This window comes from Streptomyces sp. NPDC057486 (genome assembly GCF_042802415.1).
Taxonomy (GTDB): Bacteria; Actinomycetota; Actinomycetes; order Streptomycetales; family Streptomycetaceae; genus Streptomyces; species Streptomyces yanii.
In genome coordinates this window covers 1-24,327 of record NZ_JBHVEE010000148.1, presented here as the reverse complement: position 1 = coordinate 24,327, position 24,327 = coordinate 1, and the positions used below count along the sequence as shown (strand labels likewise).

At 70.3% G+C, this 24,327-nt stretch carries 20 protein-coding genes; 4 read left to right on the top strand and 16 right to left on the bottom strand.

The window, feature by feature from the left end:
• Nucleotides 1–65 precede the first annotated feature (65 nt).
• From ACFU6I_RS40635 to rsmH, 16 genes are all read right to left on the bottom strand, one after another.
• Nucleotides 66–1,190 (bottom strand): DivIVA domain-containing protein, encoded by a 1,125-nt coding sequence (locus ACFU6I_RS40635; protein ID WP_384377108.1) that lies wholly within the window; start codon nucleotides 1,188–1,190, stop codon nucleotides 66–68.
• A gap of 49 nt (nucleotides 1,191–1,239) precedes the next feature.
• Complete coding sequence (locus ACFU6I_RS40630; RefSeq protein WP_384377105.1) at nucleotides 1,240–1,524, bottom strand: YggT family protein; 285 nt, start codon at nucleotides 1,522–1,524, stop codon at nucleotides 1,240–1,242.
• A 70-nt stretch (nucleotides 1,525–1,594) separates the two neighbouring features.
• Nucleotides 1,595–2,212: a cell division protein SepF gene (locus ACFU6I_RS40625; protein ID WP_030972886.1), complete on the bottom strand. Its 618-nt coding sequence runs from the start codon at nucleotides 2,210–2,212 to the stop codon at nucleotides 1,595–1,597.
• A 126-nt stretch (nucleotides 2,213–2,338) separates the two neighbouring features.
• On the bottom strand, nucleotides 2,339–3,058 hold the full coding sequence (locus ACFU6I_RS40620; RefSeq protein WP_384377102.1) for a YggS family pyridoxal phosphate-dependent enzyme: 720 nt from the start codon (nucleotides 3,056–3,058) through the stop codon (nucleotides 2,339–2,341).
• Nucleotides 3,059–3,064: 6 nt separating this feature from the next.
• On the bottom strand, nucleotides 3,065–3,814 hold the full coding sequence (pgeF, locus tag ACFU6I_RS40615) for a peptidoglycan editing factor PgeF (RefSeq protein WP_384377099.1): 750 nt from the start codon (nucleotides 3,812–3,814) through the stop codon (nucleotides 3,065–3,067).
• The gene (ftsZ, locus tag ACFU6I_RS40610) at nucleotides 3,811–5,025 is read right to left on the bottom strand and encodes a cell division protein FtsZ (RefSeq protein ID WP_384377096.1); all 1,215 of its coding nucleotides are present in this window, start codon (nucleotides 5,023–5,025) and stop codon (nucleotides 3,811–3,813) included. The genes pgeF and ftsZ overlap by 4 nt, the downstream gene beginning before the upstream one ends.
• A 275-nt stretch (nucleotides 5,026–5,300) precedes the next feature.
• Nucleotides 5,301–6,089 carry a cell division protein FtsQ/DivIB gene (locus tag ACFU6I_RS40605; RefSeq protein ID WP_384377093.1) on the bottom strand — a complete coding sequence of 263 codons (789 nt, stop codon included), beginning with the start codon at nucleotides 6,087–6,089 and terminating at the stop codon, nucleotides 5,301–5,303.
• A gap of 50 nt (nucleotides 6,090–6,139) precedes the next feature.
• Complete coding sequence (gene murG / locus ACFU6I_RS40600) at nucleotides 6,140–7,234, bottom strand: undecaprenyldiphospho-muramoylpentapeptide beta-N-acetylglucosaminyltransferase (RefSeq protein ID WP_384377090.1); 1,095 nt, start codon at nucleotides 7,232–7,234, stop codon at nucleotides 6,140–6,142.
• Nucleotides 7,235–7,240: 6 nt separating this feature from the next.
• Nucleotides 7,241–8,671: a putative lipid II flippase FtsW gene (ftsW, locus tag ACFU6I_RS40595; protein ID WP_384377087.1), complete on the bottom strand. Its 1,431-nt coding sequence runs from the start codon at nucleotides 8,669–8,671 to the stop codon at nucleotides 7,241–7,243.
• A gap of 113 nt (nucleotides 8,672–8,784) precedes the next feature.
• Nucleotides 8,785–10,203 (bottom strand): UDP-N-acetylmuramoyl-L-alanine--D-glutamate ligase, encoded by a 1,419-nt coding sequence (murD, locus tag ACFU6I_RS40590; protein WP_384377083.1) that lies wholly within the window; start codon nucleotides 10,201–10,203, stop codon nucleotides 8,785–8,787.
• Nucleotides 10,200–11,270 (bottom strand): phospho-N-acetylmuramoyl-pentapeptide-transferase, encoded by a 1,071-nt coding sequence (mraY, locus tag ACFU6I_RS40585; protein WP_384377080.1) that lies wholly within the window; start codon nucleotides 11,268–11,270, stop codon nucleotides 10,200–10,202. The genes murD and mraY overlap by 4 nt, the downstream gene beginning before the upstream one ends.
• Complete coding sequence (gene murF, locus ACFU6I_RS40580; protein WP_384377077.1) at nucleotides 11,267–12,673, bottom strand: UDP-N-acetylmuramoyl-tripeptide--D-alanyl-D-alanine ligase; 1,407 nt, start codon at nucleotides 12,671–12,673, stop codon at nucleotides 11,267–11,269. Before murF ends, mraY begins: the two co-directional genes overlap by 4 nt.
• Nucleotides 12,674–12,677: 4 nt before the next feature.
• Nucleotides 12,678–14,405, bottom strand: coding sequence for a UDP-N-acetylmuramoyl-L-alanyl-D-glutamate--2,6-diaminopimelate ligase (locus ACFU6I_RS40575; protein ID WP_384377074.1), 1,728 nt, complete (start codon nucleotides 14,403–14,405; stop codon nucleotides 12,678–12,680).
• Nucleotides 14,406–14,423: 18 nt separating this feature from the next.
• Nucleotides 14,424–16,424 (bottom strand): penicillin-binding transpeptidase domain-containing protein, encoded by a 2,001-nt coding sequence (locus ACFU6I_RS40570; protein WP_384377071.1) that lies wholly within the window; start codon nucleotides 16,422–16,424, stop codon nucleotides 14,424–14,426.
• 4 nt (nucleotides 16,425–16,428) lie between these two features.
• Complete coding sequence (locus ACFU6I_RS40565) at nucleotides 16,429–16,992, bottom strand: septum formation initiator (protein WP_384377068.1); 564 nt, start codon at nucleotides 16,990–16,992, stop codon at nucleotides 16,429–16,431.
• A 49-nt stretch (nucleotides 16,993–17,041) separates the two neighbouring features.
• Entirely contained in the window at nucleotides 17,042–18,007 is a 966-nt protein-coding gene (rsmH, locus tag ACFU6I_RS40560; RefSeq protein WP_384377065.1) for a 16S rRNA (cytosine(1402)-N(4))-methyltransferase RsmH, read from the bottom strand.
• Nucleotides 18,008–18,388: 381 nt separating this feature from the next.
• Here rsmH and ACFU6I_RS40555 point away from each other — a divergent pair, with 381 nt between their 5' ends.
• From ACFU6I_RS40555 to ACFU6I_RS40540, 4 genes are all read left to right on the top strand, one after another.
• On the top strand, nucleotides 18,389–18,952 hold the full coding sequence (locus tag ACFU6I_RS40555) for a beta-class carbonic anhydrase (RefSeq protein WP_384377062.1): 564 nt from the start codon (nucleotides 18,389–18,391) through the stop codon (nucleotides 18,950–18,952).
• Between the two features lie 240 nt (nucleotides 18,953–19,192).
• Nucleotides 19,193–20,245: a MoxR family ATPase gene (locus ACFU6I_RS40550; protein ID WP_345514576.1), complete on the top strand. Its 1,053-nt coding sequence runs from the start codon at nucleotides 19,193–19,195 to the stop codon at nucleotides 20,243–20,245.
• Complete coding sequence (locus ACFU6I_RS40545) at nucleotides 20,245–21,621, top strand: DUF58 domain-containing protein (protein ID WP_384377111.1); 1,377 nt, start codon at nucleotides 20,245–20,247, stop codon at nucleotides 21,619–21,621. The genes ACFU6I_RS40550 and ACFU6I_RS40545 overlap by 1 nt, the downstream gene beginning before the upstream one ends.
• Before the next feature lie 10 nt (nucleotides 21,622–21,631).
• Complete coding sequence (locus ACFU6I_RS40540) at nucleotides 21,632–24,043, top strand: DUF3488 and DUF4129 domain-containing transglutaminase family protein (RefSeq protein ID WP_384377059.1); 2,412 nt, start codon at nucleotides 21,632–21,634, stop codon at nucleotides 24,041–24,043.
• Nucleotides 24,044–24,327 lie beyond the last annotated feature (284 nt).

Here is a 24,327-nt window from a genome sequence, read left to right as displayed (position 1 = left end):
GGGGAAAACCCCGGGGCCCGGCCCTTTGCCTGCCGACGGCTACGCGCTCAGCGCGCGCAACCCGCTCAGTTGTCGTCCTCGTCGATCAGGAACCCACGCATCGGCGACGGCGCCTGCTGCATCGGCTGCGGCGCCTGCGGCCGCACCGGTGCCATCGGCTGAGTCATCGCCGGCGACATCTGCTGCTGGCCGCCGTAGGAGGGGCCACCGCCCATGGACGGGTTGCCGCCCATCTGCGGGCTGCCGTGGTTGCCACCCATGGTGTTGTGCCCCATGGCACCCGCACCGGCCGGAGCCAGCGAGGGCGACGGCGGCAGCGAAGCGGCTGCCGGAGTCCGCGGCGGGGCCAGCGAGTCGTCGGCCTGGGTCTCCAGCTGACGCAGCTGGCTCTCCAGGTACGACTTCAGCCGGGTCCGGTACTCGCGCTCGAAGCCACGCAGGTCCTCGACCTTGCGCTCCAGCGTCGCGCGGGCCGACTCCAGCGAGCCCATCGCCACGCGGTGCTTCTCCTGCGCGTCCCGCTCCAGCGCGTCCGCCTTGGCACGCGCGTCGCGCTCCAGGCCCTCGGCACGGCTGCGCGCCTCGCCGACGATCTTGTTGGCCTCGGAACGGGCCTCCGCGATCGCCTGGTCGGCGGTCTGCTGCGCGAGCGAGAGGACACGGGCGGCACTGTCGCCACCGGGGCCCTGACCGGGCTGCTGCATCTGCGGCTGCTGCATCTGCTGCATCTGCTGCTGCGGCGCGTGACCCATGGGACCGCCCATCGGGCCGCCCATGGGACCGCCCTGCATCGGGCCGGGGCCGTGCTGGCCCTGCGGGCCGGGGCCGTGCTGCTGGGGACCGTGACCACTGGGACCGGCGGGCAGCTGCGGAGCACCACCGGGCAGCTGGGGCGGACCCATCTGCGGGGGCTGCTGCTGGACCGGCGGACCAGATATGGCGGCGGGCACCGGTGCGCCGGGACGGTCCTGCGGCTCCGGCTTGCGCATACCTTGCTGCTGCTGGTTCTGCGCGGCGGCACGCGTGGCGGCGGCCAGCTTGGCGCGCAGGTCCTCGTTCTCACGGAGCAGGCGGGTCAGCTCGGACTCGACCTCGTCGAGGAAGGCATCGACCTCGTCCTCGTCATAGCCTTCTCGGAGGCGGACGGTCGTGAACTGCTTGTTCCGCACGTCCTCGGGGGTCAGCGGCATCTCTTCTTCACCTCTACGTAGTCGTCGGCAGTCGGCAAGACCGTATCGTTCACAGCTTGGTCACGATCGAGATCAGGATGTAAACGATGATCATCAGAACGAAGAAGGACAGGTCGAGTGCCACGCCCCCGAGACGCAACGGCGGAATGAACCGCCGCAGAAGCTTGAGCGGTGGATCGGTGACAGTGTAGGTGGCCTCGAGAAGCACCACCATCGGCTTGCCGGGCTGCCATGAACGTGCGAACTGGAAGACGTAGTCCATGACCAGCCGGAAGATCAGCACGATGAGGAAACACATCAACGCGATATAGACAACCTGCAGTGCGACGCCCATTTCGCGCTTCCCTCTCCCCTGGCTCTCGTAGCTCCGGCCTCGCGGCCGGGTTGTTCCCGGTGTCGTGTTCTCAGCTCTGGTTGAAGAATCCGCCCTCAGCGATGCGGGCCTTGTCCTCCGCCGTGACATCGACGTTAGCAGGCGACAACAGGAACACCTTCTGCGTCACCCGTTCAATGCTGCCATGGAGACCGAAGACGAGTCCTGCCGCAAAGTCGACAAGTCGCTTCGCGTCCGTATCGTCCATCTCCGTGAGATTCATGATCACCGGAGTGCCCTCACGGAAGTGTTCCCCGATGGTACGGGCCTCGTTGTAGGTCCGGGGGTGCAACGTGGTGATGCGGTAGGGCTCCCGCTCGGACACAACCTTGGGCATGATCACCGGTGCGTTCTTCTCCATGTTCGGGCGTTCAGGTGTGATGGATGCCACGGGTGCAATCCGGGCGGGTCGCACGCTCTCCGCCGGGATCTGAACCGGTTCCCGCTGCGCGGGCGGCTGCACCACGCGTACCGGTTCGTCCCGCTCGCGGTCCCGCTCCACCTGATGCGCGGGCTGATGCCTCCGCCGGTCGCGCTCCGGCTCCGGCTCGGGTTCGAATTCGTCGTCGGGGTCGAACCCCGGACCGTCGTACCCATCGTCCTCCACGAGGCCGAGGTAGACCGCCATCTTGCGCATCGCGCCGGCCATGCTCTGAGTCCTCCGCTCTGTGGTGGATCGGCATCTGTCACCAAGTGCCCCGCGATCCACTCAGGCCTGCCCGCCATCGGCGGGAATGACCATATTTTCTGCTGTGGTCCGACTTGCTTGGCGACGTTACCGGAGCCTGGGTCGGACTCCGAGTACCGCGGTACCGACGCGTACATGTGTCGCTCCGGCCGCAATCGCTTCCTCGAGGTCCGCACTCATTCCGGCAGAGACCATGTTCGCAGCCGGATGGTTCCCGCGCAGGCGGGATGAGAATTCCATCAGCCGGTCGAATGCTGCCCGTTGCCGTCCCGCGTACGGTCCGGCGAGCGGCGCCACGGTCATCAGACCGTCGAGCCGGAGCCCCGGCGCCGCCTCCACCGCGGCAGCCAACTCGTCGATCCCGTCCGGCGCGACGCCGCCCCGGGCCCCGCGCTCGCCGCTCTCCGCGTCGAGTGCGACCTGGATGAGGCACCCGAGTTCGCGCCCGTCACGCACCGCGGCGGCCGAGAGGGCCGTGACCAACTTGACCCGGTCCACGGACTGCACGACATCGGCATAACTCGCCACAGAACGAACCTTATTCGTCTGCAATTGTCCGACAAAGTGCCATGTGAGCGACAGATCCGCACAAGCGGCTGCCTTGGGGGCGGCGTCCTGATCGCGATTCTCCGCGACATGACGCACACCGAGTTCATGCAGGATCCGCACATCGCTCGCGGGGTACGTCTTCGTGACCACGATGAGGGTCACTTCTTCCCTTTTGCGACCGGCGGCGATACAGGCTGAGGCAATACGCTCCTCCACCTGTGCCAGATTTGCGGCGAGTTGAGTCCTACGGTCCGTCATGCCCTATCAGTCCAGCCAGACATATCCGGCGAGCCGCCCAGTGGTGCGGTCGCGGCGGTACGAGAAGTGGTCGCCCGATTCGAGGGTGCAGATTGACGACGTGTGCCGGTCGCGCACCCCCAGGGCCTCGAGTTGGGCGTGGACTCCGGCGGTGACGTCCACGGCCGGTGTCCCCCAGCTCGTCTCGGACCACGATGCGGGAACGGCTTCGGCGACATCGGATCGCATCTCCGCCGGGACTTCGTAACACCGCCCGCAGACGGCCGGTCCGGTGTGCGCGGTGATCCGGGAGATGTCCGCGCCGAGCCCGACCATGGCCTCGACGACGGCGGGGACGACTCCGGCGACCAGACCGGGGCGGCCCGCGTGTGCCGCCGCCGCGATCCCGGCGACCGGGTCGGCGAGAAGTACGGGGGTGCAGTCTGCGGTGAGAACGGCGAGCGGGAGTCCGCGCCGCGCGGTCACCACCGCGTCCACCGCGGGGACCTCCGCACGCTCTCCCCAGGGTCCGTCGACGACGGCGACGTCCCGCCCGTGCACCTGGTTCATCCAGACGACCTGCGCCGGATCGAGACCGAGACCCCGGGCGGCCGCCTCCCGGTTGGCGAGAACGGCTGCGGGTTCGTCGCCGACCGCGCCGCCGAGGTTGAGTTCCCCGTACGGAGCGGCGCTCACCCCGCCCCATCTGTCGGTGAAGGCGAAGTGAGCGCGATACCCCGATGACTCCGGGGTCACTGCGTGGTGCTGAGTTATCACTTCAAGAAGTCCGGGACATCCAGCTCTTCGGCCTGGGAGTCCTGGTAGGGACGGGCCGGCGGGACGTGCGGCGTCGAGACCGGCGGCATCGGGGTCTCGTTCGCCACCGGCACGGACTCGGCCGGGGCCTGGGGCTCCTCCCGCTGCGTGACGGAACCGAGCCCGCCGGTCTGGCGCACCGGCTCGGCGGCCCGGACCGGCGGCACCGTCTCCTCACGCTTCCCGGCACCCGCACCCAGGACGTTCTCGCGACGGGCGGGCGGCTGCCCGCCGTCGAAGCCCGCGGCGATCACGGTGACCCGGACCTCGTCACCCAGCGCGTCGTCGATGACCGCACCGAAGATGATGTTCGCCTCGGGGTGTGCCGCCTCGCTCACCAGCTGGGCCGCCTCGTTGATCTCGAAGAGGCCGAGGTCGCTGCCGCCGGAGATGGAGAGCAGGACACCGCGGGCGCCGTCGATGGACGCCTCCAGGAGCGGCGAGGAGATCGCCATCTCCGCCGCGGCCACCGCACGGTCGTCGCCGCGGGCCGAGCCGATGCCCATGAGCGCCGATCCGGCCTCGGACATGACCGACTTGACGTCGGCGAAGTCGAGGTTGATCAGACCCGGGGTGGTGATGAGGTCGGTGATGCCCTGGACACCCGAGAGCAGCACCTGGTCGGCCGACTTGAACGCGTCGAGCACGCTGACCTGGCGGTCCGAGATGGACAGCAGTCGGTCGTTGGGAATGACGATGAGGGTGTCGACCTCTTCGCGGAGCTCGGCGATGCCGTCCTCCGCCTGGTTCGCGCGACGCCGGCCCTCGAAGGTGAACGGGCGGGTGACCACGCCGATCGTCAGGGCGCCGAGCGAGCGCGCGATGTTGGCGACGACGGGTGCGCCGCCGGTGCCGGTGCCGCCGCCCTCTCCGGCGGTGACGAAGACCATGTCGGCCCCCTTGAGGACCTCCTCGATCTCCTCACGGTGGTCCTCTGCCGCCTTGCGACCGACGGCCGGGTTCGCCCCGGCGCCGAGGCCACGGGTGAGTTCACGGCCGACGTCGAGCTTGACGTCGGCGTCGCTCATCAACAGGGCTTGCGCATCAGTGTTGATCGCGATGAACTCGACGCCCTTGAGACCGACCTCGATCATTCGGTTGATGGCATTGACACCACCGCCGCCGACACCGATGACCTTGATGACTGCGAGGTAGTTCTGCGGTGCTGCCACGTCGAAGGCCTCTCGCCTCGATTTACGTGTCGTCGCTTCGCGGTAGTCCCGCCGCGACGACGGATGCCGATTGGGACGGTCCGACGCCGACCCAAACCCTAACGTTGAAGTTTAGGGTTACCAGTGTGTCTGCTTCTTGGACTCTTCCGAACAGGACACTAAGTCGACAAGTGGCGCACGTTCAACGAACACGCCGAACCTCCCGTTTTTCTTTTCACCCTATGTGATCACCCGTAGCGCTGACCAACCAGGGTGCTGGCCAGGCCAAATGTCCGTCAACTACCCGAGGCGGCGGGAGCGGTGGGTGCACTCACGTCGAAGTGTCCCGCTTTGGGAGCCGCTTTCATGAGAGCGGTGAGAACTCTTGCCTTCACCGCCCCCTCCTCGCTGCTGCCCCAGACCACCGTGCGTCCCCCGGTCAGTCGCAGGGAGATCGAGTCGTACGAGGTGACCCGTACGACCTGGGTGTCCTCGGCGACTGCGCGGGGAAGTCCGCCCGCCACCCGGACCGCTTCCCGCACCAGCCGACCACTGCCGAAGCGGCGGAGGCTGGCCGACTGAGCGGGTGTCAATTCGAGCAGGGGTACACGCCCGGGCGCTTTGTCCACCGTGGCGAAACGGACGCCTTTTGCGTCCACTTCAATGAACCTTGTGCCCTTTTTCACCAACAGGACCGGCTGCCGTTCGGTCACTTTAAGTCCGATTTCGTGCGGCCATGACCGTACGACATCCACCGAGTCGATACGAGGCAACTTCTGGCGCAACCGGGCAGCCATGGCGTCCGTGTCCACGGAGACCAGCGGGGCGCCGATCGGCACCGCCGCGGCGGACTCCACCTCCGCGGGGGTCAGCACGTCGACGCCGGTGGTCCTGACCTGTTCCACCCGGAACCAGGACGAGCCGTAGAGCGCCCAGACGACCCCCGAGGCGAGCAGCAGGGCGGCCACGGCGATCACGAGCAGCAGTCTGCGGCTGGGCCGCCTGCGCCCGGTGGGGCGCGGCGGACGGGCCTGGTCGTCCGTCTGCTGCCCTGCACCGCGCTGGGCGGTCGTCGGTCCGGCCACGCTCGCTCCTTATGCCGGGTCCAGGGGCACCGCCCCCGGACCCGTCGGCCTCACGCGTTGCGGCGTGCGGCAATCGCCTCGTACACCATGCCGACGAGCAGGTCGTCGGCGTCCCTGCGACCGAACTCGGCGGCGGCGCGGGACATCTCGTACAACCGGTGCGGGTCCGCAAGTACCGGCAGGACGTTGCCCTGCACCCACTCGGGGGTGAGCGCCGCGTCGTCCACCAGCAGACCGCCGCCGGCGTTGATCACCGGCTGGGCGTTGAGCCGCTGTTCGCCGTTGCCGATGGGCAGCGGAACGTAGGCGGCGGGGAGCCCGACGGCGGAGAGCTCGGCGACGGTCATCGCGCCCGCGCGGCAGAGCATCATGTCGGCAGCGGCGTACGCGAGATCCATCCGGTCCACGTACGGTACCGGGATGTAGGGCGGCATCCCGGGCATGTTGTCGATGCGCGGCAATTCGTTCTTCGGGCCGACCACATGCAGGATCTGGATCCCGGAACGCTGCAGCAACGGGGCGACCCGCTGGACCACCTCGTTGAGATGGCGGGCGCCCTGCGAGCCGCCGGAGACCAGCAGCGTGGGCAGGTTGGGGTCGAGACCGAACGCGTCGCGTGCCTCGGGCCGGACCCGGGCCCGGTCCAGGGTGGCGATGGTGCGGCGCAGCGGGATTCCGATGTAGCGGGCACCGCGCAGCTTGCTGTCGGGCGTGGAGACGGCGACCCCGTGCGCGTACCGCGAACCGATCTTGTTGGCCAGTCCCGGCCGGGCGTTGGCCTCGTGGACCACGATCGGCACCCCCGCCCGCTTGGCGGCGAGGTAGCCGGGCAGGGCGACATAGCCGCCGAAGCCGACCACGCAGTCCGCCTTCGTGCGTTCCAGGATCTGCTCGGCGGCCTTGATGGTGCCGCGCAGCCGTCCCGGGACGGTGATCAGTTCCGGGGTGGGTTTGCGGGGCAGCGGCACGGCCGGGATCAGCGCCAGTTCGTACCCCCGCTCGGGTACGAGCCTGGTCTCGAGTCCGCGCTCCGTGCCGAGGGCAGTGATTCCCACGCTCGGGTCCTGCCTGCGCAGGGCATCCGCGAGGGCAAGCGCGGGCTCGATGTGGCCGGCGGTCCCCCCACCGGCGAGTACGACATGCACCGAAATTCACCGCTCTCCGGACGGACGCTTCTTGCCGCGCCGTCTCATCGTCTTCCATCTCACCGCGGGCCTCCGCATGGCCAGGGCCGCCTTCGCAGCAGGCTCCTCACGCGCGAACGCGATCAGGAGCCCCACCGCGAACATGGTCGGCAGCAGGGCCGATCCTCCGTAGGAGAACAGCGGGAGCGGGACCCCGGCGATCGGCAGCAGGCCGAGCACCGCACCGATGTTGATCACGGCCTGAACCGTGATCCAGGTGGTCACACCTCCCGCGGCGTACCTCACGAAGGGGTCCTCCGTGCGTCCGGCCACGCGGATACCCGCATAGCCTAGAGCCGCGAAGAGGGCGAGCACCGACAGAGTCCCCGCCAACCCCAGTTCCTCCCCGGTGATGGCGAAGATGAAGTCGGTGTGCGGTTCGGGCAGTTGGCCCCATTTTTCCACACTCGCACCCAGCCCGGATCCGAACCATCCACCGGATGCCAGAGCATAGATGCCGTGGACGGCCTGCCAGCACGAGCCGTCGGGTCCGGGTTCGCTCACGCCCATGCAACTGAGCCGGGACATCCGGTTCGGACTGGTCTTGATCAGCAGGAAGGCCAGCACTCCCGCGACCGCGAGCACCCCGCCGAACAGCCGGGTGGGCGCCCCGGCCAGCCAGAGCAGGCCGAACAGGATCGCGGTGAGAATGATCGCAGTTCCCATGTCGCCGCCGAGCATGATCAGCCCGAGGAGCATGAAGGCGACCGGGACGAGCGGCACCAGCATGTGTTTCCACTGCGTCAGCAGCCGCTTGTCCTGTTTGCGGGCGAGCAGGTCGGCGCCCCAGAGGATCAGGGCGAGCTTGCCGAACTCGCTGGGCTGGAGCTGGAAGGGGCCGCCCAGGTAGAGCCAGTTCTGGTTGCCGTTGACCGACATCCCTATCCCGGGCACCTGGACCAGCACCATCAGGAAGACCGTGCCCATCAGCAGCGGGTAGGCGAGCGCCCGGTGGAGTTTGACGGGCATCCGGGAGGCCATGATCAGCAGTCCGGAACCGATGAGGGCGGCGAGGAACTGCTTGCGGAAGAAGTACGTGCCGGGCTTCGACAGCTCCAGCGCCTTGATCATCGAGGCGGAGTAGACCATCACCAGTCCGAGCACGGTGATCAGCAGCCCGGCGCCGAGGATCAGGTAGTACGCGGTCAGCGGGCGGTCCCAGGCCCGGCGCGCCTGCTCGTACAGCCGCCGCACACCGCCGCCACGGGGGGCGCGGGGGCCGGAGGAGCCGCTGCGGCTCCTGGAGCGCGGCACGGCGGGCTGCCGGGTGCTCGCCAGCCTGCCGCGCAGGGCGAGGCCGGCGGGCACCGGGGGTCCGGCCAGGAAGGGTGGGGCGAGCACCCGGCCGATCCGTGGGCGGCCCGTGCCGTGCGCGGCGGAGCTCTCGTCGGCCGGCATTGTCGCTGTCCCCTCCACTGCTCGTGCCCGGGGCTGCTGCCGAGGGCCAGGGCGTGCGGCGGAGCCGCCCGAACCCGGTTGTCCGGGACAGTACGGCGCGGCGGCCGCGCCCGTCAGGCGCTCTCGTCGGCGAGTGCGCGGACCGCGTCCGCGAATGCCTCGCCCCGCTTGTTGTAATTGGCGAACATGTCCATCGAAGCGCAGGCCGGGGCCATCAGTACGGTGTCTCCCGGCCGGGCGAGCCGTGCCGCCTCGCGGACCGCCTCGGACATCGCCCCAGTGTCGGTCCGGTCGAGGTCGACGACCGGGACCTCGGGGGCGTGTCGCGCGAGGGCTTCGCGGATCAGCGCCCGGTCGGCGCCCATCAGCACGACGCCCCGCAGCCGCTTGGCGGCGCCGGTCACCAGCTCGTCGAACGTGGCCCCCTTGGCGAGGCCGCCTGCGATCCAGACGATCGGGTCATAGGCCGCGAGGGAGGCCTCCGCGGCATGGGTGTTGGTGGCCTTGGAGTCGTCGATGTACGCCACCGATGCGACGTCCGCGACGTGTTCGATGCGGTGCGCGTCGGGACGGAAGGCCCGCAGACCGTCCCGTACCGCCCTGGGTTCCACGCCGAAGGCGCGGGCCAGTGCGGCGGCCGCCAGCGCGTTGGCGATGTTGTGCGGGGCGGGCGGGTTGACGTCCGCGACCTCGGCGAGCTCCTGGGCCTGCTTCTGCCGGTTGGCCACGAAGGCACGGTCGACGAGGATGCCGTCGACGACGCCGAGCTGGGACGGGCCCGGGGTGCCGAGGGTGAAGCCGATGGCGCGACAGCCCTCCTCCACGTCCGCACGGCGGACCAGGTCCTCGGTGGCCGGATCGGCCGCGTTGTAGACGCAGGCGATCCGGTTGCCCTCGTAGATCCGGCCCTTGTCCGCGACGTACGCCTCCATGGAGCCGTGCCAGTCGAGGTGGTCCGGGGCCAGGTTGAGAACGGCCGCGGAGTGGGCGCGCAGCGAGGGCGCCCAGTGCAGCTGGTAGCTGGAGAGCTCGACGGCGAGTACGTCGTAGGTCTCGTCGCCGAGGACGGCGTCGAGGAGGGAGACGCCGATGTTGCCGACGGCGGCGGTGCGCAGCCCGGCCGCCTCCAGGATCGAGGCGAGCATCCGGACGGTCGTGGTCTTGCCGTTGGTGCCGGTGACCGCGAGCCAGGGTGCCGCATCGGGACCGCGCAGCCGCCAGGCGAGCTCGACGTCGCCCCAGACCGGGACGCCCGCCTCGGCGGCTGCTGCGAAGAGCGGCTTGTCCGGCTTCCAGCCGGGGGTGGTGACGATGAGCTCGGTGGACTCGGGCAGGGTCGCCCCGTCGCCGAGGCGCACGGTGATCCCTTGCGCCTCCAGCTCTGCGGCCTGCGCACGGGAACGCTCGTCGTCCCCGTCGTTGACCACCGTGACAACGGCGCCGAGGCCGTGCAGGACACGGGCAGCGGGGATCCCGCTGACACCGAGTCCGGCGACGGTGACGTGCTTGCCCTGCCAGTCCTGGTTGCTCACTTGGCGGCTGCCCACCCTGCGTAGAAGAGACCGAGTCCGACGATCACGCACATGCCCTGGATGATCCAGAAGCGGACCACGACAAGGACTTCGGACCAGCCCTTGAGTTCGAAGTGGTGCTGGAGCGGCGCCATCCGGAAGACCCGCTTGCCGGTCATCTTGAAGGAACCGACCTGGATGACCACGGACATGGTGATCATCACGAAGAGGCCGCCGAGGATGGCCATCAGGAACTCGGTGCGGGAGCAGATCGCGAGACCGGCGAGCGCACCGCCGAGTGCCAGCGAACCGGTGTCGCCCATGAAGATCTTGGCGGGCGAGGTGTTCCACCACAGGAAGCCGAAGCAGGCGCCCATCAGCGCGGAGGCGACGACCGCGAGGTCGAGCGGGTCGCGTACCTCGAAGCAGGCGTTGGGGTTGGTCAGGGAGACCGCGTTGGCGCAGGACTCCTGGAACTGCCACAGCCCGATGAACGTGTACGCGCCGAAGACCATCACCGACGCGCCGGTGGCCAGGCCGTCCAGACCGTCCGTCAGGTTCACGCCGTTGGACATGGCGAGGATCATGAACAGCGCCCAGACCACGAACAGCACCGGTCCGATCGACCAGCCGAAGTCCGTGACGAACGACAGCTTGGTGGAGGCCGGGGTGTTGCCACGGCCGTCGGCGAACTGGAGCGACAGCACCGCGAAGGCGATACCGACGATCAGCTGACCGGCCATCTTCGCCTTGGCCCGCAGACCCAGCGAACGCTGCTTGACGATCTTGATGTAGTCGTCGAGGAACCCGACAAGACCCATGCCGGTCATCAGGAACAGGACCAGCACACCGGAGAAGCGCATCTGCTCGCCGGTGATCACCTTCGCCAGGAAGTACGCCATCAGCGTGGCCAGGATGAAGGCGATGCCGCCCATGGTGGGCGTGCCCTTCTTGCTGCCGTGGCTGCGCGGGCCGTCGTCACGGATGAACTGCCCGTATCCCTTGCGGGCCAGGAGCTTGATGAGCAGCGGGGTACCGACCAGGGTCAGGAAGAGCCCGATGGCCCCCGCGAAGAGGATCTGCCTCATCGGCCGGTGACCTCGCCCTCGGTCGAGTTCTCCAGCAGTGCCTGGGCGACCTGTTCCAGGCCGGCCGACCGGGACGCCTTCACCAGCACGACGTCTCCCGCGCGCAGTTCACTGCGCAACAGGTCGACGGCCGCCTGTGCGTCGGACACGTGCACCGACTCCTCACCCCACGAACCCTCGTTGTATGCGCCCAGTTGCAGCCAGGAGGCTTCTCTGCCCCCGACCGCGACGAGCTTGCTGACGTTGAGCCGGACGGCGAGCCGTCCGACCGCGTCGTGCTCGGCGAGCGAGGCGTCGCCGAGCTCGGCCATGGGGCCGAGCACCGCCCACGTACGCCGTCCCTTCCCCATGGCGACCAGCGCGCGCAGCGCTGCTCGCATGGATTCGGGGTTCGCGTTGTAGGCGTCATTGACGAACGTCACGCCGTCCGGACGCTCGGTGACCTCCATGCGCCAGCGGGAGAGGGTGCCCGCCTCGGAGAGCGCGACGGCGATCTCGTCCACGGGCAGGCCCAACTCATGGGCGACGGCGGCCGCGGCGAGCGCGTTCGACACGTGGTGCTCACCGTACAGGCGCATGGTCACATCGCTGCACCCGGTAGGTGTGTGGAGCGTGAAAGCGGGGCGGCCGTCGTCGGTGAGACGGACCTTCTCTCCCCGTACGTCCGCATCCGCGGCTTCACCGAAGAGCAGAACCCGGGCTTTCGTACGGGAGGACATGGCGAGGACGAGCGGGTCGTCGGCGTTGAGGACGGCGACTCCGTCCTCCGGGAGCGCCTCGACCATCTCGCCCTTGGCGATCGCGATCTGCTCGCGGCCGCCGAACTCGCCGATGTGCGCGGTGCCGACGTTGAGGACGAGACCGATCCGCGGCGGGACCAGGCCGGTGAGGTAGCGGATGTCGCCGATGTAGCGGGCACCCATCTCGAGGACCAGGTGCTCGGTCTTCTCGGTGGCGCGCAGGGCGGTGAGCGGCAGGCCGATCTCGTTGTTGAGGTTGCCCGCGGGGAAGACGGTGGGACCCTTGCGCTCCAGGAGCTGGGCGATCAGGTCCTTGGTCGAGGTCTTGCCCGCGGAGCCGGTGAGGGCGACGACGGTGGTGCCGAGGCGTTCGACGACGGTCCGGGCGAGGGTGCCGAGCGCGGCCATGACGTCGTCGACGACGATCGCCGGAACACCGACGGGGCGGGCGGCGAGTACGGCTGCCGCGCCCGCCTCGACGGCGCGCTGCGCGTAGTCGTGGCCGTCGACCCGCTCGCCGGCGAAGGCGACGAACAGACTGCCTTGCTGCACCTGTCGGGAGTCGATGACGACGGGCCCGCTGACGGTCACTGCCGGATCCGGTATGTCGTGCGACTGCCCGCCGACGATTTCGGCGATCTCGGCGAGGGTAAGGGCGATCACTTGGTCATCCCTGACTGTTGTTCTCGTGGGTGTGGGCGAGCTCCGGGGCGCCCTCGGCGCTCCCGTGCCCCAGGGACCGTGCGATGGCCGCGCGCAGCACCGTACGGTCGTCGAAGGGGCGTACCACTCCGTGGATGTCCTGGCCCTGTTCGTGCCCCTTGCCGGCGATCAGCACGGTGTCGCCGGGCCGGGCGCGGGCGACCGCGGCGGCGACGGCGGCGGCCCGGTTGGCGTCGACGAGGACGTCACCGCGCTCGTGTGCGGGCACCTCGGCGGCGCCCGAGAGCATCGCGGCGAGGATGGCCAGGGGGTCCTCGGAGCGAGGGTTGTCGGAGGTCAGTACGGCGGTGTCGGCGAGGCGGGCCGCGGCGGCACCCATCGGGCCACGCTTCGTCATGTCGCGGTCGCCACCGCAACCGAGCACGATGTGCAGCTTGCCCTCGGTCACCTTGCGCAGCGAACGCAGGACCGACTCGACGGCGTCGGTCTTGTGCGCGTAGTCGACGACGGCGAGGTACGGCTGGCCGGCGTCCACCCGCTCCAGCCGGCCCGGGACGCCGGGGACGGCGGCGACGCCGTCGGCCGCGGTCTGCGGGTCGACGCCCGCGACGGCGAGGGTGACGATCGCGGCGAGGGTGTTGGCGACGTTGAACGGGCCGGGCAACGGGGCCCTGGCCGTGATCCGTTCGTCCTTGGGACCGACGGCCGTGAAGGCGGAGCCCAGTGGCCCGACCTCGACGTCCTCGGCGCGCCAGTCGGCGTCCGGGTGGCCCTCGGCGGAGAAGGTGACGACGGGGACGGTTGCCTCCGTGACCAGCCTGCGGCCGTACTCGTCGTCGAAGTTGACGACACCCTGCCGGCTCCGCTGCGGGGTGAACAGCTGCGCCTTGGCCTGGAAGTAGTCCTCCATGCCGGAGTGGAACTCCATGTGCTCCGGGCTGAGGTTGTTGAAGACGGCGACGTCGAAGACGCAGCCGTCGACGCGGCCGAGCACCAGGGCGTGGCTGGAGACCTCCATGGTGACCGCGTCGACGCCGCGCTCGCGCATGACGGCGAAAAGGGCCTGGAGATCGGTGGCTTCGGGGGTGGTGCGCTCGGACTTGATGCGCTCGTCGCCGATCCGCGTCTCGACAGTGCCGATCAGGCCGGTGCTGCGTCCGGCGCCACGGAAGCCGCCCTCGATGAGGTACGCGGTGGTGGTCTTCCCGGACGTCCCGGTGATCCCGATCTGGAGGAGGTCGGCGCCGGGCCGCCCGTAGATCTCGGCGGCGAGTTCGCCCATCCGGCCGCGTGGGTTCTCGGTGACCAGCACCGGCAGCCCGGTCGCGACGGCGCGCTCGGCGCCCGCCGGGTCGGTGAGAACCGCTGCAGCGCCGAGACCGGCCGCCTGCTCGACGAAGTCGGCGCCGTGCAGCCGGGCGCCGGGCAGCGCCGCGTACACATCGCCGGGCCGTACCGCCCGGGAGTCGTGGGTGATGCCGGTGACCTCACCGGATCCCGGTGGATCGACTCCCAGCCGGGCTGCCAGTTCACCGAGGGAGGTCGGCCGCAGCCGATCCGGGCGGGGCGCTCCCGGGTAGGTCACAGGGGCGTCCTTCGGGGTGGTTTGGGACTGTTCAGCGTGGGGCACGGCGGTGAGCGTACCGGGCGCACCCGGCGCCTCGCTAAGTGAGGGGGCAGGGTTGCGGTGGTTTCCGTTCCGGTTCCCGGGTTCGGGGGTGATGGTTGTCACTGACTGGTTTCCCCGAGTTCACTCGCCGGGATCGAAGGACACCGGCAGCCGGGCTGACTCGCTGCCGGACGGTGGGGTCTGGAGCGTCTTCAGAGCGAACTCCATGACCTGCTTGTAGATGGGACCGCAGATCTGACCGCCGAAGTAGCTCCCCTTGGTGGGGTTCTGGATCGCGCAGTAGACGGTGATCTGCGGGTCGTCGGCGGGCGCGAAGCCCGCGAAGGACGCGGTGTAGCCGCGGTAGCCGCCGCGGACCGGGTCGACCCGGTTGGCCGTGCCGGTCTTGCCCGCGACCCGGTATCCGGGAATGCGGGCCTTGGTGCCGGTGCCCTCCTCGTCACCGACCACCGACTCCAGCATGCCCGCGAGTGATGTCGCGGTCTTCTTGCTGATCACCCGGGTCCGTTCGGGGGCGGTAGCGGGGATGAAGCGGCCGTCCGCGCCCTTGGTTCCGCGGATCAGGGTGGGCTGGACCCGGACGCCGCCGTTGGCGATCGTCGAGTAGACCGAGGCGGCCTGCATGGCGTTGAGCGAGAGTCCCTGGCCGAACGGGATCGTGTACTGCTGCGAGGTCGACCAGTCCTGCGGCTTGGCGAGGATGCCGGGCGTCTCACCCGGGTAGTCCAGTCCGGTCGGGCGGCCGATGCCGAATTTGCGCAGATACGAGTAGAGGACCTCGTTGGCCTTCGGCTGGGTCCTGCCGAGCTGCCCGGTGGCCAGGATGGTGCCGATGTTGCTGGACTTGGCGAGTACACCGTTGAGCGTCAGGTACCAGGTGGGGTGGTCGATGTCGTCCTTGAAGAGCCGGTCGCCCCGGTGCAGCCGGTTGGGGACGGTGACATGGGTGCCGGGGGTGGCCACCCCCTCCTCCAGGACGGCGGCCATGGACATGACCTTGCTGGTGGAGCCCGGTTCGTACACGTCCTGCAGCGCCGCGTTGCCCAGCGACGCCGCGTCGGCCTGCGAGAGGTCGTTGGGGTCGAATCCCGGGGCGTTGGCCATGGCGAGGACCTCGCCGGTCTTCGCGTTCTGCACGATCACATAGCCGCGGTCCGCCCCGGACTTCTTCACCTGGTCCGAGATGGCCTTCTGCGCGGCCCACTGGATGTCCCGGTCGATGGTCAGCTCGATGTCGGAACCCGCGACCGCCGGTACCTCGCTGGTACCCGCGGTGGGCACCCTGCGGCCGCCGGACTGGGCGTACCTGATCTTGCCGTCCTCGCCCGCGAGCTCCTTGTCCAGCTGCGACTCGAGGCCGCCCGCACCCTTGCCCTCGGCATTGACGTAACCCAGTATCCCGGCGGCGAGCCCACCGTTGGGGTAGACCCGCTTGGTGGTCGTCTCCTGGAAGACACCGGCCAGCACATTGGCCCCGGTGCCGCCGTTCACCCTGTCCTTCTGGGCCTTCTCGGCGAAAACGGACTTGAGGTCCTTGATCTGCTTCCAGACCTGCGGGGTCTGGCGGCGGGCCAGCACCACGTACCGGCTCTTCGGCTTCGACAGCTTCTTCGTCAGCTCCCCGGCCTCGACGCCGAGGATGGGTGCGAGAAGGGCCGCGGCCTGCTCCGGTGCGTCCGGGGCCTTGCTGTCCTCGGGTGTGAACATCTTGGGGTCGGCGGTGATGTTGTACGCGTCGACGCTGGTGGCCAGGGCGATCCCGCTGCGGTCGGTGATCTCACCACGCTCGGCGGCGACCGTGTACTCCAGATAGCGGTTCTTGTCGGCCTTGGCCGCGTACGCACTGGCATCGACGGCCTGCACCTGCAGGAGCCGCACGACGAACGCCAGCATGACGAGCGTCAGCGCCAGGCTGACCAGGCGGAGCCGGGGGCGCGGGCTGCCCAGCCGCAACGGTCGCGCCGATCCCTTGCGCGGGGGGCGGCGGCCCTTTGCGCGGGGCGCGGCCACGGCGGACGACGGGCGGCGGGCGGCGGGCCGGGGGCGGCCGGAGCCGGCTGCGGCGCTACGGGGACGCGCGGGGCCGGGGACCCGGCGGCGCGGTGGTTCCTTGGACGGCACTGCGTCACCTGCCGGGGCTCGTCGAGGATTGGTTTGCCGGGGTACGCGGCTGCGCGGGCGGGGCTGCGGAGGTGCTGGGCTTCGTCGCGGGCGGCGCCGACGGCGAGCCGGTGACCGACGCTGTGGACGTGGGCGAGGCAGCGGCGGGCGGCGGGGGCGCCGCCTGCTGGGTCTGCCGGGGGGCTGCGGGAGTCGGCGGGGCGGCGGCCTCGGACGGGACGCCGCGGACCGTGCCGTCGGGTTTGAGGAAGGCGGGGCTGCCGCCGGGCACCATGCCCAGTTCGCGAGCGCGGCGCTCCAGTGCGTCGGGCTTCGAATACCCGTCGACGTCGTGCTGGAGCGCCTGCTGCTCGTCGGTGAACTCGGTGGTCCGCTTCTTCAGTTCGCTCAGCCTGAACGAACCCTCATTGAGCGCGGAATTCAGCAGCAGCAGGGTGATCAGTCCGCCGCCGAGGAGCAGCACGACCAGCAGGACGAAGGGTGTACGGGCCGCGTTGCTGGGCCCGGAGGGCATCAGCCGGGCGAGCCGCGCGGCCCGCCCCTTCAGCTGTCCGGCCGGTCCGCTCACCGCGCCACCTCGGGCTCTCCCGGTGCCGTGCCGGCCGGACCGGCCGCGCTCACCGCTCCTCCTCGCGGATCCGCTGGGCGCCGCGCAGCCGGGCGGGGGCGGCTCGCCGGTTCTCGGCGACCTCCTCCTCCGTGGGCAGTTCCGCGCCACGGGTCAGCAGCTTGAGCCGGGGCTGGTAACGCTCGGGGACGACGGGCAGTCCGGGCGGCGCGGTGTTGGCGGCGCCCGCCGCGAACACCTGCTTGACCAGGCGGTCCTCCAGCGAGTGATAGGAGAGAACGGCGATCCGGCCACCGACGGCAAGAGACTGCACCGCGGCCGGGATCGCCCGCTCCAGGACGGTGAGCTCGCCGTTGACCTCGATGCGCAGCGCCTGGAAGGTGCGCTTGGCCGGGTTGCCGCCGGTGCGCTTGGCGGCCTGCGGCAGCGATTCCCGGATCAGCTCGACGAGCCGGGCGCTGTTGCTGAACGGCTCCTTCTCGCGCTCGCGCACGATCGCGGAGACGATCCGCTTGGCCTGCTTCTCCTCGCCGTACGCGCGCAGGATCCGGACGAGCTCACCGGGCGGGTAGGTGTTGAGCACCTCGGCCGCTCCGATGCCGGTCGTCTGGTCCATCCGCATGTCGAGGGGGGCGTCCTGGGCGTACGCGAATCCGCGGTCGGCCTCGTCCAGCTGCATGGAGGAGACGCCGAGGTCGAACAGGATGCCCTGGACCTTGGGGATGCCGAGCCGGGCGAGCACCTCGGGCAGTTCGTCGTAGACGGCGTGCACCAGTGTGGCCCGGTCGCCGTACGGGGCGAGCCGCTCGCCGGAGAGCCGCAGCGCTTCCTTGTCCCGGTCCAGCGCGATCAGCCGGGCGGACGGGAAGGCGGCGAGCAGGGCCTCGCTGTGGCCGCCGAGGCCGAGGGTGCAGTCGACGACCACGGGCTGCTGCGGGCCCGGTGCTTCCAGAGCCGGGGCCAACAGGTCCAGGCATCGCTGGAGCATCACCGGGACGTGTCGGGTCTGGCTCATGCGCCCTCTCAGGCTCAGGTCCCGTGTGGCTGCACGTACGGCCTGGTCCCCGCCCGCTCGGAAGGGGAGGTCCACCGGCGCCGGGGAAGTGGCGTCAGCCGACCGGCGAGCGGGAGAGGGCCGGGCCGTACGTACGCCGCGCACACAGGGGAATTCTTCGGAATGTGCAGGGTGTCGGTAGCTTCCGGTCACTTTAGTCCACCCTGCCATTCGATCGATTCCCGATCAATCAACGGGGCAGCGCGTCGCCCCGCCCTCTCCGTCACCCAGTCGAGCGATTCGTTGTGAGGCTTGTGGGTTACCTCACAACAAGCCTCGTTGACGTTCTTTGTCCGCTCTCACAGCACGCCGGAGTGAACTGTGCGAGCTAACGTCGTATCCATGTCGACTTCCGCGCACCCCCACGCCGAGCTCTCCGCACCCGCTGCCGGTCAGGCCCGTACCGGCGGAACCGTCACCGACCGGCTGGTCGAGGCGAACATCAGTTACGCAGCCGATTTCGAAGACCCCGGCATGGACGCACGGCCGGTGCTGAAGGTCGCCGTGGTCGCCTGCATGGACGCCCGACTCGACCTGCACGACGCGCTCGGCCTGGCGCTCGGCGACTGCCACACCATCCGCAACGCGGGCGGCGTGGTCACCGACGACGTGATCCGCTCGCTCACCATCAGCCAGCGAGCCCTCGGCACCCGCAGCATCATCCTGATCCACCACACCAACTGCGGCCTCGAATCGATCACCGAGGAGTTCCGGCAGGAGCTGGAGGCAGAGGTCGGCCAGCGCCCGGTCTGGGCCGTGGAGGCCTACAAGGACGCGGATCAGGACGTACGGCAGTCCATGCAGCGCGTCCGCACCTCGCCGTTCCTGCTGCACACGGACGACGTCCGCGGCTTCGTCTTCGACGTGACCAGCGGCTTGCTCCGCGAGATCCTTCCCGTCGCCTGACCCTGGTTGCACGTCCGGCGGGTACCGAAAATGGCCTGGACCCTGACATTTCGCATCCACTTGTCCACAGGCGAGTGACACGAAGCGGTAACGGCAACAAGAATGCGGGTGTGACACCCGACGGACCTGTCCGGAGGGTGTCCGTACATCGGGGTGGGCCGGGCCAACTACAGCGCATCGGCCCGTGAATGGGGTACCCCCTGCTCCTTGAGAGCGCGGGACAGGGCCGAGGAGGGCCGGGTGACGACCTATGACGATCGAGCGAGCCTCACAGATCTGACCGCCACAGCGGAGCGGGTGCGCAGGTCGGTGGAGAGTGTGATCGAAGGCAAGCCTGAGGTCGTACGGCTTTCGCTGACCGTGCTGCTCGCGGAGGGGCATCTCCTCATCGAGGACGTCCCCGGGGTCGGCAAGACGATGCTGGCCAAGGCGCTCGCGCGGTCGATCGACTGCTCGGTGCGGCGCATCCAGTTCACGCCGGACCTGCTGCCTTCGGACATCACCGGCGTGTCGATCTTCGACCAGCAGCGGCGCGACTTCGAATTCAAGCCGGGCGCGATCTTCGCCCAGATCGTGATCGGCGACGAGATCAACCGCGCCTCGCCGAAGACCCAGTCCGCTCTGCTGGAGTCGATGGAGGAGCGCCAGGTCACCATCGACGGGCACAGTTACGAACTGCCGGACCCGTTCATGGTGGTGGCCACCCAGAACCCGGTCGAGATGGAGGGCACCTATCCGCTGCCCGAGGCCCAGCGCGACCGGTTCATGGCCCGGGTGTCGATCGGCTACCCCAGTGCGGAGGCCGAACTGCAGATGCTCGACGTGCACGGCGGCATCTCACCGCTCGACGATCTGCAGCCGGTGGCGCACGCCCACGACGTCGTGAAGCTGATCGAAGCCGTGCGGACGGTCCATGTGGCCGAATCGGTGCGGCGGTACGCGGTGGAGTTGGTCGGCGCCACCCGCAGCCACCCGGATCTCAGACTCGGTGCCTCGCCGCGCGCCACCCTGCATCTGCTGCGAGCCGCCAAGGCGTCCGCGGCGCTGACCGGGCGGGACTACTGTCTGCCGGACGATGTGCAGGCGCTGGCCGTCCCGGTGCTCGCGCACCGGTTGCTGCCCACCGCGCAGGCCCAGTTGAACCGCCGCACCGCGGAGCAGGTCGTGCTGGAGATCCTCCAGCAGACGCCGGTGCCGACCGCGGCCGGCGGTACGTCGGTCCCGGCGCCGCAGCACCAACCGGGCCGGCCGGTGTACGGCCGGCAGCAGCCGCCCGGCGCACGGCGGGCATGATGACGGCCGGGGGGTCCGCCTCGATGGAGGACGGCGAGGGCAAAGGCGGTCTGCGGGCCGCGCTGGGCGGGCTGACCACGCGTGGGCGGTCCTTCCTCGCTGCCGGAATCGCGGCCGCGATCTGCGCGTATGTGCTCGGCCAAGGTGATCTGCTGCGGGTCGGGCTGCTGCTCAGCGTGCTTCCGCTGGTCTGTATGACGGTGCTCCTCCGCACCCGCTACCGGGTCGCGGGCACCCGACGGCTCTCCCCGTCCCGGGTGCCCGCGGGCACCGAGGCACGGGTGCATCTGCGGATGGAGAACGTGTCCCGGCTGCCCACCGGGCTGCTGATGCTGCAGGACCGGGTGCCCTATGTGCTCGGGCCGCGCCCCCGGTTCGTCCTGGACCGGGTGGAGGCGGGCGGCCGGCGCGAGGTGTCCTACCGGGTCCGGTCGGATCTGCGCGGGCGGTACCCGCTCGGGCCGCTGCAGCTGCGGCTGAGCGATCCGTTCGGGATGTGCGAGCTGACCCGGTCGTTCAGTGCGTACGACACCCTGGTCGTCGTCCCGCGGACCCAGCCGCTGCCGCCGGTACGTCTGTCGGGCGAGGCGTCCGGGTACGGCGAGGGGCGGCAGCGCTCACTCGCCCTGGCCGGTGAGGACGACGTGATTCCGCGCGGCTACCGGCACGGCGACGACCTGCGCCGGGTCCATTGGCGCTCCACCGCGCGCTACGGCGAGCTGATGGTGCGCCGCGAGGAGCAGCCCCAGCGGGCCAGGTGCACGGTGCTGCTGGACACCCGGCGGATCGCCTATCAGGGGACGGGACCCGACTCGCCCTTCGAGTGGGCGGTGTCGGGGGCGGCGTCCGCGCTGGTGCACATGCTGGAGCGGGGCTTCGCGGTGCGGCTGCTGACCGACGACGGCAGTTCGGTGCCGGGCCAGGGTGAGGGTGGCTTCGCCGGATCGACCCAGGAGTCCGCCGACTCCGCGGGACTGATGATGGACACCCTCGCGGTGGTCGACCACTCCGACGGAGGCGGTCTGTCGCGCGCGTACGACGTACTGCGCAGCGGTAACGAAGGGCTGCTGGTCGCGTTCCTCGGCGATCTGGACGACGAGCAGACGGCGGTGGCCGCCCGGATGCGGCAGCGCAGCGGCGGCGCCGTCGCATTCGTCCTGGACAGTGCCGCCTGGATGCACGGCAACGCGTCCGACGCGGCGCTCGCGGCATCCGAGGAGCGCCTGCGACTGCTGCGCGAGTCGGGCTGGACGGCGGTCGCGGTGGGGCCGGGGGCGGATCTGGCCCGGCTGTGGCAGCAGGCGGGACAGCAGAGCTCCGTGACGCAGTCCGCGCTGTCGGGCGGCACGACAGGTTTCACCGGTGGATGGTCATGAGGGGACGGTCATGAGCGGTCGCGGTCGGCTGGCGCTGTGCGCCTTTGCGGCGACGCTGTTGGCGGCGGGTTCGATGCTGCCGCTGGTCGACCCGGCCGCATGGATCCTGCAGGCCGCGGCCCTGCTGGCGATCCAGAGCGGGGTGGGCGCGCTCGCCCGCAGGGTGCCGCTGCCACGGCTGCTGATCGTCACGGCACAGTTCCTGGTCACCCTGGTGCTGCTGACCGCGGTGTTCGCACGGGAGCAGGCGGTGGTCGGCTTCCTGCCGGGCCCCGAGGCCGTACGGCACCTGGCGGACCTGCTGCGGGCGGGCGCGGACGACGTGGGGCAGTACGCCATCCCGGCGCCCGCGACGGCGGGCATCCGGCTGATGCTGGTCGGCGGTGTACTGCTGATCGGTCTGGCCGTGGACACCCTCGCGGTGACGTTTCGCAGCGCGGCCCCGGCCGGGCTGCCGCTCCTGGCGCTCTACTCGGTCGCCGCGGGACTGTCCGGCGGCGGCGGCGCGGGCTGGCTCTGGTTCCTGCTCGCCGCCTGCGGCTATCTGCTGCTCCTGCTGGCCGAGGGCCGGGACCGGATCTCCCAGTGGGGGCGGGTCTTCGGCGGTGCGGGACGGTCACCGAGCGGTGGGGCGGCCGGTCTCGACGTGTCGGGCGGCCGGGCGCTCGCACCGATCCGCACCGGGCGGCGGATCGGTGCGCTGGCACTGGGCATCGCACTGGCCGTACCGGCGGCCCTGCCCGCTCTCGACGGCGGGCTCCTCGCGGGGACCGGCAGCGGGAACGGCAAGGGCGGTGGCGGCGGCACGATCTCCGCGGTGAACCCGCTGGTCTCGCTGCAGAACAATCTGAACCAGCCGGAGAACCGGGAGGTGATGTCCTATCGCACCAATTCCCGGAACCCTCAGGACTTCTATCTGCGGATTATTGCCCTGGACCAGTTCAACGGGAGTGAGTGGCGGGCCTCCCGGCGCAGCCTGAAGGATGTGCCGAAGCGGATCCCGGGGCCGGACGGGCTGAGTCCGGATGTCGCTGTCACGGAGATCCGGTCGAACATCTCCTCCTCCCAGTCCTACCAGCAGACCTATCTGCCACTCCCCTACCCCGCGACCGAGGTCAGGATCGGCGGGCGCTGGCGGTACGAACCCGCGGGGCGCACCCTCGTCGGCGACCGCGGCCAGACGACCAGCGGCGCGCGGTACGAGGTGTCGAGCCTGGTCGTGCAGCCGACGGCGGACCAGCTCGCCGCGGCTCCCGACGCGCCCTCCGAAGTGCTGCGGGAGTACACCAAGGTGCCGGGCTCGCTGCCGGAGGTGGTCAAGAAGACGGCGGACCGGGTGACGAAGGACGCCGCCAACGACTACGAGCGAGCGGTGAAGCTGCAGAACTACTTCGCCTCGGAGGGCGGCTTCAGCTACGACACCACAGTGACCTCCGGCACCGGCTCGGCCGCGATCGGCCGGTTCCTCAAGGACAAGAGGGGCTTCTGCGTCCACTTCTCGTTCACGATGGCCGCGATGGCGCGGACGCTGGGCATTCCGGCCCGCGTCGCGGTGGGCTTCACTCCCGGCACCGTGCAGTCGAACGGTGCGGTGTCGGTGGGGCTGCGCGATGCGCACGCCTGGCCCGAGCTGTATTTCGAGGGCGTCGGATGGACCCGGTTCGAGCCGACCCCGACGCGTGGCAGCGCGCCCGGCTATACCCAGCCGGACGCCCCGGCGGGCGGCGCGACCGACCCGAGCCAGCCCGAGCGGGGCGCCTCGGCGGCGCCGTCCGCCGTACCGTCCGCCTCGGAGAGCTGCCCGCAGCAGCAGCGCAGGATGGGCGAGTGCGGCAACGAGGTGGCGCCGGCCGCGGGAGGGCCGACGGACTCGGGGACCCCGACGAGCACCGTTGTCTGGGCGGCTTCGGCCGCGCTGGTGGTCGTCACGCTGCCGTTGCTGCCGATGCTGTGGCGGGTACGGGTGCGTAGGCGGAGGCTGGCGTCGTCCACCGGGCGCACGCCTGCCGATGTGGCGGCCAGAACGCTGGCGGCCTGGCTGGAGATCATCGACACCGCGTGGGACCACGGCATCGAGCCGGACGACTCACAGACCCCGCGGAAGACGGCGGCCCGGGTGGTCCGGCTGGGGCGGCTCGACACGGAGGCGGCGGCCGCGGTGCACCGGGTGGCGGGGGCGGTGGAGCAGGTGCTCTACGCGCCGCAGCCCCGGACGGACGCCGGGTTCGCCGAGGACGTGGAGACGGTGCGGAACAGCCTGCGGATCTCCGCCGACCGCTTCACCCGGATCCGGGCGGTCGTGGCACCACGCTCGGCCATTCGGGTGATGGACGCGCTCTCGGAACGCCGGTCGGCCTTCACCGGCAGGTGGGCTGCGCGGTGGGGCGGTTGGCCGCGGTGGCCGTCCCGGCAGCAGAGCTGAGACATGGCGCGCGGCCTGCGCCTGCGCCGTGCCCTGGAGCTCCACAGTGTCAAGGGCATGCGGGGGATCCTTCGGCGGGCTTGATTTCACAAGCCCGTCGAACGGCCGCGGCCCGTCCGGCGCTCAGGTCCTGTCCGGTCGATCTTCGTGGATCGGCCTGCGGGTTCGGTGCGGTGCATCGCAGGCCGGAGAATCGTCCTCGGGAAGGACGTACGTGATCGGCCGGTCACGGCACCGGAAACACCGTGAGCGGTCACAGCCCCGAGGCGAACACGGGTGAGGGG